We start from the raw sequence: 10,172 nt of genomic DNA on the forward strand, positions 1-10,172 counted from the left end.
CCCTGCGCGATGCGGCGCTTGCGGCTGGCCTTGGTCTTGCCCTCCAGCAGCAGCGCGGGCTGGCGGCGCTCCTTGGCGGTCATGGCGTTCAGCATGCCCTCCATGCGCCGCATGTCGCGCTCGGCGCGGTCCATGTCAGCCTGGCCGAGCTTGGCGGCATTGCCAGTCATCTGGGTGGGCAGCTTGTCCATCAGGCCGGAGAGACCGCCCATTTTCTTCATCTGGCTGATTTGCGCGAGGAAGTCGTTGAGGTCGAAGCCGTCGCCCGACTTGAGCTTGTCGGCCAGCTTCTGCGCGGCGGCGACGTCGACACCCTTCTGCACCTCTTCGACCAGGGCGACGATGTCGCCCATGCCCAGCACGCGGCCGGCGTGGCGTTGCGCGTCGAAGACTTCCAGGCCGTCGATCTTCTCGCTGACGCCGGCGAACTTGATCGGCGCCCCGGTGATCTGCCGCACCGACAGCGCGGCGCCGCCGCGCGAATCGCCGTCGGTCTTGGTGAGCACGATGCCGGTGAGGGGCAGGGCTTCCTTGAAGGCCTTGGCGGTGTTGATCGCGTCCTGGCCCTGCATGGCGTCGACGACGAAGAGCGTTTCCACCGGCTTGAGTGCGGCGTGCAGCTCGGCGATCTCCTTCATCAGCGCTTCGTCGATGGCCAGCCGGCCGGCGGTGTCGACCAGCAGCACGTCGAAGTAGTGCTTGCGGGCGTAGTCGAGCGCGGCGTTGGCGATGTCGGCGGGCTTGTCGGTGGCGGTGGAGGGGAACCACTCGGCACCGGCTTGCTTGGTGACCGTCTTCAACTGCTCGATGGCGGCAGGGCGGTACACGTCAGCCGAAACGGTCAGCACCTTCTTCTTGCGCTTGTCGATCAGGTGCTTGGCCAGCTTGGCGGTGGTGGTGGTCTTGCCCGCGCCTTGCAGGCCAGCCATCAGGATCACCACCGGCGGTTGCGCGGCGAGGTTGATGTCGGCCACGCCTTCGCCCATGGTGGCGGCAAGTTCGCGATTGACGATGCCCACCAGCGCCTGGCCAGGCGAGAGCGAGCCCACCACCTCGGCGCCGAGCGCCTTTTCTTTCACGCGGGCGATGAAGTCGCGCACCACGGGCAGGGCCACGTCGGCTTCGAGCAAGGCCATGCGCACTTCGCGCAGCATGTCTTGGACGTTGCTTTCGGTGATGCGGGCTTGGCCGCGCATCGTCTTGACGAGTCGACTCAGGCGGTCGGTGAGGGCAGAAGCCATGGAGGAGGGCGATGCACGGGAACCCGGGCACGCGAAAGTACACTGTGACGATGATTTTATCGTCGGGCTCCGAGGGAGCGACCCACGCCCCTGCCATGTTTGCGCTGTGGATACCGAGCGTGCTCGCCTTGCTGGCCTATGCGGCCGCAGCCGTGTTGCGCGACGAATCGTCCGGCCCCTGGCCGCGACGCGCATTGTTCCTGGCCTGGCTCGCCCATGCGGTGGCGATCGTGGTCGACATGGCGGGGATCGGCAGCCCGCTGCCCGGCGCCCGCTTCGGCTTTGCACCGGCGCTTTCGGCCACCTTGTGGCTGGTGCTAGCGGTCTATGCGGTCGAGAGCCGCTGGTTGCCGCTGCCCGGTGTGCGCCGCACGCTGGCCTGCCTGGGCATGGTGGCGGTGGGGCTTGCGGTGGCGTTTCCCGGCGAGTTCAGGCCGCAGGCGGCGTCGAACTGGGCGCCTCTGCACTGGGCGCTGGGGATTGCGTCGTATGGCCTCTTCGGCGCGGCCGTCCTGCATGCGGCCATGCTCGACAACGCCGAACGCCAGATGCGACTCAAGACGGCGGGTGGCGCTGGCATGCCGCTGCTGCGCCTGGAGCGCCTGACCTTCCAGTTCGTCGCCGCGGGCTTTTCGCTGTTGTCGGCCACCCTCGTGCTCGGCTGGTGGTTCTCGAACCCCTGGCGCTGGGATCACAAGACGGTCTTCTCGGTGTTGGCTTGGGTGGTATTTGCCGGCCTGCTCACGGGGCGCCAAACTTTGGGGTGGCGAGGGCGCCGCGCGATCCGCGGCTTGTATGCAGGTGCCGTGCTGCTGCTGCTGGCGTATGCCGGTTCGCGCTTCGTGCTCGAGGTGTTGTTGCAGCGGCCGATCGCATGAAGGCACTGAGTTGAAAGGCATGGGGGCATGAAGTTCCTGATCGTGATCGCGGTGATCGCCGGCGTGTTGTGGTTGATGCGCAGCTTGCGCAAACCCCATCTGCCGCCGACCCCCGCTCAGCCGTCATCGCCGAAGAATGAAGAGATGGTGGCCTGCGCCCAGTGCGGCGTTCACCTGCCCCGCAGTGAAGCGCTGCCGGGGCGGGGGGGCGTATTCTGCGGTGAGGCGCACCGCGCCGCGTACGAAAGCAGGCGAGGCAGCTGATGGCAGGAGCGCCGCGCGGGGCCGACCGGCGCAGTTCGGACCGTCGGCGTGCCTCCGTGGCACCGCGTCCACGGCCCGCCGACGAATCGTGGTTCGGCGCTCTGGGGGTCGACGGCGACACCCAGTTGCGTGACGACCCGCGTGCCTCTGAAGAAGAGTCGCGTTACGACGGCAGCTGGGCCGCTGTGCGCGACGCCGAATCCGACTCGCGCTTCCTCACCCGCCAGGCACGCCGCATCATCGGTTCAGGTCAGACGGCGTTCCAGCGCATCTACAGCGCCTTCGTCGCGGCACGGGCTGCCCTCGGCGTTGCCCTGATCGCCACGGTGGCGATCGCTGGCATCTTCAGCGTGCGCCCGGCACTGCCCGTGATCGTGGTGAGCGTGGCTTATGCCGTGCTCGCCTTGACGCTATGGGCCTTACCGCGCTACCGGCGCGCGGCTGCACCCAAGTCGCTGGCCAGGCTGCATAGCCCGCAGTGGCTGGCCACCATCGGCGTGGACATCGTTTGCTTCACGGCCTTGCATTTGCTATCGCCCGCAGCCAGTCTGAACTACGTGGCCTTGCTGGTGCTGCCGGTCCTGATGGCCGGCGTGCTGACGCCCCGGCTGATCGCCTTGGCCACCGCCGCGATCGTGACGCTGGCGCTGCTCGGCATCGCCACCTTGGGCGTGCTGGCCGGGGGCGATGTCACGCTGCTGATGACCCAGGCAGCTCTCGCCGGCAGTGGCTTCTTCGTCATCACCTTGTTGGCTGGCGAGCTGGCGGGCCGCCTGGCCCGCGAAGAACTCACGGCCAAGGGCAGTCTGGAGCTGGCACGCCAGCAGGCCCAGCTGAACCGGCTGGTGATTGAAGAGATGCAGGAAGGCGTGTTGGTGGTCGACCGCCGCGGCCGCGTGCGGGCAGCCAACCCTGCCGCGCGTGGTCTGCTCGCGCCGGAGGGCATGTGCCGCGAAGCGCCTTTCCAGCTGCGCGGCGTGGAGGCGTGGGGCAGCCTGGTCAAGTCGGTGGAGCGTGCGTTCGCCGAGGCGTCCTGGCCGGAGGCCGGGCGCGACGTGCTGATCGACTTCGATGGGGCGCCGGCCCGCACCCTGCGCGTGCGCATGCGTTTCACCCGCCGCCGCGAACCCCAGGCAAGCGAAGAGCTGTGCGTGATGTTCCTCGAAGACGTGCGCAGCATGCAGGCGCGCACGCGGCAGGAGAAACTGGCCGCCATGGGTCGCGTGTCGGCCGGCATCGCGCACGAGATCCGCAACCCGCTGGCCGCCATCTCGCAGGCCAATGCGCTGATGGCCGAAGATGCCACGACACCGTCGCAACGCCAGCTCACGCGCATGGTCTCGGACAACGTGGAGCGCCTCAAGCGCATCGTTGACGACGTGATGGAGGTGGCCCCCACCGACGTGCAGGCCGTGGTCGCCATCGACGCCACTGCCGTGGTGGCTGCCGTCTGCGTTGAATGGGCGCGGACCACCGGCATGACCCTGGGCGACCACAGTGTGCTGCAGGTGAGCCTGCCCGACGAACCCGTTGGGGTGGTCTTCGACGGCGAGCACCTGCGCCGGGTGTTGGTCAACCTCCTTGACAACGGCTACCGCCACGCCACCAAGGTGCCGGCCGCCGTTCGCCTGCGCCTGGCGGTGCGCGATGAGACCCACGCCGTCCTCAGCGTGGCCAGTGACGGCGCACCCATTCCGCCGGACGTCGAGCGCTATCTCTTCGAGCCCTTCTTCTCCACACGCAGCCGCGGAACAGGGTTGGGCCTGTATATTTGCCGCGAACTTTGCGAGCGCTACGGCGCGCGCATCGACTACCGCTTGCGCAGCGCTTCCGACCCGAACCGCAACGAGTTTTCCGTTGCGATGCGCCGCCAGGCCTTGTCGGCAGACGCCGCCACCGAAGCCCGACTCCACCTCGCCTCATGAGCTCACCTTCGCACTTCAGCTTGCTGGTCGTCGACGACGAGCCGGACTTGCGCACGCTCTATGAACTGACCCTGCTGCGTGAAGGCTACGACGTCGAAACGGCCGGCACCGTCGAAGACGCGCTGCTGCACCTGAAAGACCGCACCTACAGCGCCGTCATCACCGACATGCGTCTGCCCGATGGCACGGGCCTCGACCTGCTGCGTCGCCTCGAAGAGACCGGCCGGCGCGAGAAGGCCATCGTGATCACCGCCTACGGCTCGGCCGAGAACGCGGTCGAGGCGCTCAAGGCTGGCGCCTACGACTACCTCACCAAGCCGGTCGATCTGAAGCAGTTCCGGGCCGTGGTGGCCTCGGCCCTCGGCCGCACCGCCTCGACCGTCCCGACCATGGTGCCTTCGAGCCTGCCTTCGGAGAACGGCACTCAGCCGCAGCGTGTGGTGCAACCGGCGGCTGTCGCCTCGCCACCGGTTGCCGTCAGCCAGGCGATGAACCGCATGGCCGGGCAGTCGGCCGCCATGCAGCAGGTGCGCGCGCTCGTCGACAAGGTGGCGCGCAGCATGGCGCCGGTCTTGGTGAACGGTGAATCGGGTACCGGCAAGGAGCTGGTCGCGCGCTCGATCCACGAGGTGAGCCCGCGCGCCGGCCAGCCCTTCATCGCGGTGAACTGCAGCGCCATTCCCGAACACCTGCTGGAGGCCGAGTTCTTCGGGTACCGCAAGGGCTCATTCACGGGTGCGGCCGACGACCGCGAAGGCTTCTTCCAGGCGGCCAACGGTGGCACCTTGTTCCTCGACGAGATCGGCGACCTGCCCCTGGCCATGCAGAGCAAGCTGCTGCGCGCGATTCAGGAGCGCTCGGTGCGCCCGGTGGGTGCTGTCAGCGAACAGGCCGTCAACGTGCGGCTGCTCAGTGCCACCCACAAGGACCTCGGCGCCGAGGTGCTGGCGGGCCGCTTCCGGCAAGACCTGTACTACCGCCTCAACGTGATCCAGATCCGCGTGCCCCCGCTGCGCGAGCGGCTGGAAGACCTGCCAGCCATCTGCCAGCGCGTGCTCGAACGCATCTCGCGCGATGCGGGTGTGTCGCCACCTCCTCAGTTGACGCGCGAGGCCTTGGCCTACCTCGGTCGCTACGGTTTCCCCGGCAACGTGCGCGAGTTGGAAAACCTGCTGCATCGTGCCGTCGCGTTTGCGGGCGGCGAGGTGATCGACGTGGCCGATCTCGGTGCACTCGATCTGGGGCTGGAGACCGAGGTGACCGCGCCGAGCGTGCCGCTGGCTTCGGCGCCAGCGCCCCAGCAGGCTTCAGCACAGGCGCCAGCTCCGGCACCTTTGCCCGCCGACCTGGCGGCCTATCTGGACGAGGTCGAGCGCGACGTGCTTGAACGTGCGCTGGAGCGCTACCGCTACAACCGCACCGCGGCGGGTGCGAGTCTCGGCCTGTCGTTGCGGCAGATGCGCTACCGCATGGCTCGCCTGGGTGTGCATGTCGGCGGTGAACCCGAAGCCGCTGACAGCGAGCGCAGCGACGATTCATGACGCCGCAGTCGGCTGACGACGGGGGCTGGCTGCCAGAAGCGCGCCACCTGCTGTCGCCCAACTTCGGGCCGCGGCCCGAGGGCACGAAGGTCAGCCTCGCGATCATTCACTCCATCAGCCTGCCGCCCGGTGAATACGGCGGCGACGGGATCGAGCGCTTGTTCACGAACCGCCTCGATTGGGATGCCCATCCTTACTACCGCAAGATCCGCGGCCTGGCGGTGTCGTCCCATTTCGTGATCCGGCGCGATGGCGAACTGCTGCAGTTCGTGTCGTGTGCGCAGCGCGCCTGGCACGCCGGCCGGTCTTCATGGCACGGGCGTGAGAACTGCAACGACTACTCCATCGGCATCGAACTCGAAGGCCTGGAAGGTGAGCGCTTCGAAGCGGCGCAGTACGACACGCTGGCGGCCTTGCTTCACGAGCTGGCGCGGCGTTGTCCGCTCGAGGCGGTCGTCGGCCACGAGCATGTGGCGCCTGGTCGTAAATGCGATCCCGGTCCCGGCTTCGACTGGCCCTTGCTGATGCGCATGCTGGGCTGGCCCGATCGGTACTTTCCCGAGAACGTCTCAGGGCACATCTGAATCGGGCAGCGCCGCTCGCGCGTGAGTCCACGGTTCACGCGCGCTGCCGCGCCAAATGGGCTCGCATGCCGCATGCGTTGGCCGTTTCGCGCGCCAAATGTCACAGCGGCGCGCGCTGGCCCCGCATGCCGGCTTCAGGCACCAGCGCAGGGCAAGGTCACACTAGGGTAATACGCTATCGGTAGTGCTTGATGGTCCCCTAGGCCCCAGATATAGTGTCCCTTCGTGTTATCCTTCTGTTCCAGAAACACACCTCCATGCCCAAGATCAGCGCCCCGTTTCATGGGCCTGTCGCAGCAAGCGGCAGCGCTCACTGGTCGGATCAGCGAATGGGCAAGAAATGCAAGGCGCCCCTACCGGCGCAATACCCCTCTCACGTGACGTCTACCCGTTCCTGGCTGTCCAGGGGCGGCTGCAGCTTTTGCTGCTGAGGCCACAAGCCTTCGACCCATTCGTGAGTTCGATACCAACCGACATGACGACAGGGAACACCATGCAAACCGTCTCTACCCCCGCCTCCAACCCGCTGGCCGCTGCTCCGCGCGCCGGCGCGGCGCCGGCTGGCGCCGCCGTATCGGCCTACCAGGGCTACCAGATCATTCGCCGCAACGGCGCCGTGGTGTCCTTCGAGCCCAACAAGATCGCCGTGGCCTTGATGAAAGCCTTCCTGGCGGTGCACGGCACGCAAGGCGCGGCCTCGGCGAGCGTGCGCGAGACGGTCGACGGCCTGACCGAGTCGGTGGTGCGGGCCCTGCTGCGTTCGCGTCCGGGCGGTGGCACCTTCCACATCGAAGACGTGCAAGACCACGTCGAGCTGGGCCTGATGCGCGGTGGCCACCACGAAGTGGCACGTGCCTACGTGCTGTACCGCGAGCGCCGTTCGCAGGAGCGTGCCAAGCAGGGCGTGCCGGCGGTCGCCGCCGAGCCGGCCATCATGGTCACTGACCGCGGCCAGCGCGTGCCGCTGGACATGCAACGCCTGCAAGCGCTCGTGGAGTCGGCCTGCGCTGACCTGGGCGCCGACGTGAAGCCCGAGCCCATCCTGGCCGAAACCAAGCGCAACCTCTACGACGGCGTGCCCATCGACGAAGTGCACAAGGCCGCCATCCTGGCTGCCCGCACCCTGATCGAGAAGGACCCGGGCTACACGCGCGCCACCGCACGCCTGCTGCTGCACACCATCCGCAAAGAGATCGTCGGCGAAGAGTTGCTGCACGCCGAAATGCACACCCGCTACGCCGAGTACTTCCCGACCTTCATCAAGAAGGGCGTGCAGGCCGAATTGCTCGACGACAAGCTGCTGCAGTACGACCTGGCCAAACTGGGCGCTGCGCTCAAGGCCGACCGCGACCTGCAGTTCGACTACCTCGGCCTGCAGACCCTGTACGACCGCTACTTCCTGCACGTCGATGAGGTCCGCATCGAGATGCCGCAGGCCTTCTACATGCGCGTAGCCATGGGCCTGGCACTGAACGAGATCGACCGCGAAGCCCGCGCCATCGAGTTCTACGAAGTGCTGTCGACCTTCGACTTCATGTCGAGCACCCCGACCTTGTTCAACTCTGGCACGCACCGCTCGCAACTCTCCAGCTGCTACCTGACCACCGTGGCCGACGACCTGGACGGCATCTACGAGGCGCTGAAGGAGAACGCGCTGCTCTCCAAGTTCGCCGGTGGTCTGGGCAACGACTGGACCAACGTGCGTGCGCTCGGCTCGCACATCAAAGGCACCAACGGCAAGAGCCAGGGCGTCGTGCCTTTCCTCAAGGTGGTGAACGACACCGCTGTCGCCGTCAACCAGGGCGGCAAGCGCAAGGGCGCCGTCTGCGCCTACCTGGAAAGCTGGCACCTGGATCTGGAAGAGTTCCTGGAGCTGCGCAAGAACACCGGCGACGACCGCCGCCGCACCCACGACATGAACACGGCGAACTGGATTCCCGACCTGTTCATGCGCCGCGTGATGGAAGGCGGCAACTGGACGCTGTTCTCGCCCTCCACTTGCCCCGATCTGCACGACAAGTTCGGCAAGGCCTTCGAAGAGGCCTACACCCGCTACGAAGCCAAGGCGGCCAGCGGCGAGATCAAGCTCTTCAAGACCATGGCCGCCAAGGATCTGTGGCGCAAGATGCTCTCGATGCTGTTCGAGACCGGCCACCCCTGGATCACCTTCAAGGACGCCTGCAACGTGCGCTCGCCGCAGCAGCATGTGGGTGTGGTGCACAGCAGCAACCTGTGCACCGAGATCACGCTCAACACCAACGAGAGCGAGATCGCCGTCTGCAACCTGGGTTCGGTGAACCTGGTGCACCACCTGAAGGACGGCCCCGACGGCACCAAGGTGATCGACCACGCCAAGCTGAAGAAGACCGTCGCCACGGCGATGCGCATGCTCGACAACGTGATCGACATCAACTACTACGCCGTCAAGAAGGCGCGTGATTCCAACCTGCGGCACCGCCCGGTCGGCCTGGGCATCATGGGTTTTCAGGACGCGCTGTACGAACTGCGCACGCCTTACGCCTCGCAATCGGCGGTCGAGTTTGCCGACCAGTCGATGGAAGCCGTCTGCTACTACGCCTACTGGGCTTCGACCGAGCTGGCGCAGGAGCGTGGCCGCTACTCCAGCTACCGCGGTTCGCTGTGGGATCGCGGCATCCTGCCGATCGACTCGCTCGAACTGCTGGCCGAAGCGCGCGGCGGCTACGTGGAAGTCGACCGCAGCACCAAGCTCGACTGGAGCCTGCTGCGTGGCCGCATCAGCGAGCACGGCATGCGCAACTCCAACTGCGTGGCGATCGCACCGACGGCGACCATCTCCAACATCATCGGTGTCAGCGCCTCGATCGAGCCCTCGTTCGGCAACCTGTCGGTCAAGTCCAACCTGTCGGGTGAGTTCACGATCGTGAACGAATACCTGGTGCGCGACCTGAAGAAGCTCGGCCTGTGGGATGACGTGATGGTCATGGACCTCAAGCACTTCGACGGTTCGCTGCGCCGCATCGATCGCGTGCCCGAGGACCTGAAGGATCTCTACGCCACCGCCTTCGAGATCGAAACGCAGTGGCTGGTCGAAGCCGCCGCTCGCCGCCAGAAGTGGATCGACCAAGCGCAGTCGCTCAACATCTACATGGCCGGCGCGTCGGGCAAGAAGCTCGACGAGACCTACAAGCTCGCCTGGCTGCGTGGCCTCAAGACCACCTACTACCTGCGCACCATCAGCGCGTCGCAGACCGAGAAGTCGACGGTGAAGGCAGGCCAGTTGAACGCGGTTTCGAGTGGCAACTCGGCGCCTGTGAGCCTCGCTGCACCCAGCGTGTTGGCGGCTGATGCAGAGCCTGCAAGCGACGTGAAGTTCTGCGCTATCGATGACCCGACATGCGAGGCCTGTCAGTGATTCGTTGCATCACATTGATGTGATGCAGGTTGCTGTGCAGCATCGAAATTCGATGCGACACAGCAACAGCGAAGCGGCTGCAAAGTCAATAAGTTCTTGGTGTTTAGACACAACACTCTCATAATTCGAACGCACAGGAAATCCACTATGTTGGTTTGGGAAGAAGACCTTAAACCCTCGATCTCTCACAAAGCGAGCCCCGCGCAGAGCATGACCTCTCAAGCGCGTGCGGTCGCTCCGTCTCCAGTCTTCGAAGATTCCGCACCCGAACTCTCCGAAGCTGTCGAGTCGACAGCCGGTACGCACCGTGTTCGCGCTTCCGACAAGCGCATCATCAACGGCAAG

General features: G+C 66.3%; 7 protein-coding genes and 1 pseudogene. 7 read left to right on the forward strand and 1 reads right to left on the reverse strand.

The genetic code is table 11. The features are described from left to right. The coding region (gene ffh / locus VFL64_RS01045) for a signal recognition particle protein (protein ID WP_489538522.1) at positions 1 to 1,241 on the reverse strand (1,241 nt) is incomplete at its 3' end. Positions 1,242 to 1,336: 95 nt separating this feature from the next. Here ffh and VFL64_RS01050 point away from each other — a divergent pair. The 7 genes and pseudogenes from VFL64_RS01050 to VFL64_RS01080 form a co-directional block, all read left to right on the forward strand. Beyond that, positions 1,337 to 2,119, forward strand: coding sequence for a cytochrome C assembly family protein (locus tag VFL64_RS01050; protein ID WP_489538523.1), 783 nt, complete (start codon positions 1,337 to 1,339; stop codon positions 2,117 to 2,119). A 27-nt stretch (positions 2,120 to 2,146) separates the two neighbouring features. Continuing rightward, positions 2,147 to 2,383 carry a PP0621 family protein gene (locus VFL64_RS01055; protein WP_489538524.1) on the forward strand — a complete coding sequence of 79 codons (237 nt, stop codon included), beginning with the start codon at positions 2,147 to 2,149 and terminating at the stop codon, positions 2,381 to 2,383. 56 nt (positions 2,384 to 2,439) lie between these two features. Next, the gene (locus VFL64_RS01060) at positions 2,440 to 4,308 is read left to right on the forward strand and encodes an ATP-binding protein (RefSeq protein ID WP_489538525.1); all 1,869 of its coding nucleotides are present in this window, start codon (positions 2,440 to 2,442) and stop codon (positions 4,306 to 4,308) included. Next, positions 4,305 to 5,849 (forward strand): sigma-54-dependent transcriptional regulator, encoded by a 1,545-nt coding sequence (locus VFL64_RS01065; protein ID WP_489538526.1) that lies wholly within the window; start codon positions 4,305 to 4,307, stop codon positions 5,847 to 5,849. The genes VFL64_RS01060 and VFL64_RS01065 overlap by 4 nt, the downstream gene beginning before the upstream one ends. Then, the gene (ampD, locus tag VFL64_RS01070) at positions 5,846 to 6,433 is read left to right on the forward strand and encodes a 1,6-anhydro-N-acetylmuramyl-L-alanine amidase AmpD (RefSeq protein ID WP_489538527.1); all 588 of its coding nucleotides are present in this window, start codon (positions 5,846 to 5,848) and stop codon (positions 6,431 to 6,433) included. The genes VFL64_RS01065 and ampD overlap by 4 nt, the downstream gene beginning before the upstream one ends. Positions 6,434 to 6,926: 493 nt before the next feature. Further along, the gene (locus tag VFL64_RS01075) at positions 6,927 to 9,827 is read left to right on the forward strand and encodes a ribonucleoside-diphosphate reductase subunit alpha (protein ID WP_489538528.1); all 2,901 of its coding nucleotides are present in this window, start codon (positions 6,927 to 6,929) and stop codon (positions 9,825 to 9,827) included. Positions 9,828 to 9,974: 147 nt separating this feature from the next. Further along, positions 9,975 to 10,172, forward strand: a pseudogene (locus VFL64_RS01080) (ribonucleotide-diphosphate reductase subunit beta); the annotation flags it as partial.

It is taken from the genome of Rhizobacter sp., assembly GCF_035702065.1.
GTDB lineage: Bacteria > Pseudomonadota > Gammaproteobacteria > Burkholderiales > Burkholderiaceae_C > Rhizobacter.

Coding starts and splice junctions, on each gene's coding strand:
- VFL64_RS01050 (WP_489538523.1), top strand. CDS start 1,337: ATGTTTGCGCTGTGGATACCGAGCGTGCTCGCCTTGCTGGCCTATGCG.
- VFL64_RS01055 (WP_489538524.1), top strand. CDS start 2,147: ATGAAGTTCCTGATCGTGATCGCGGTGATCGCCGGCGTGTTGTGGTTG.
- VFL64_RS01065 (WP_489538526.1), top strand. CDS start 4,305: ATGAGCTCACCTTCGCACTTCAGCTTGCTGGTCGTCGACGACGAGCCG.
- ampD (WP_489538527.1), top strand. CDS start 5,846: ATGACGCCGCAGTCGGCTGACGACGGGGGCTGGCTGCCAGAAGCGCGC.
- VFL64_RS01075 (WP_489538528.1), top strand. CDS start 6,927: ATGCAAACCGTCTCTACCCCCGCCTCCAACCCGCTGGCCGCTGCTCCG.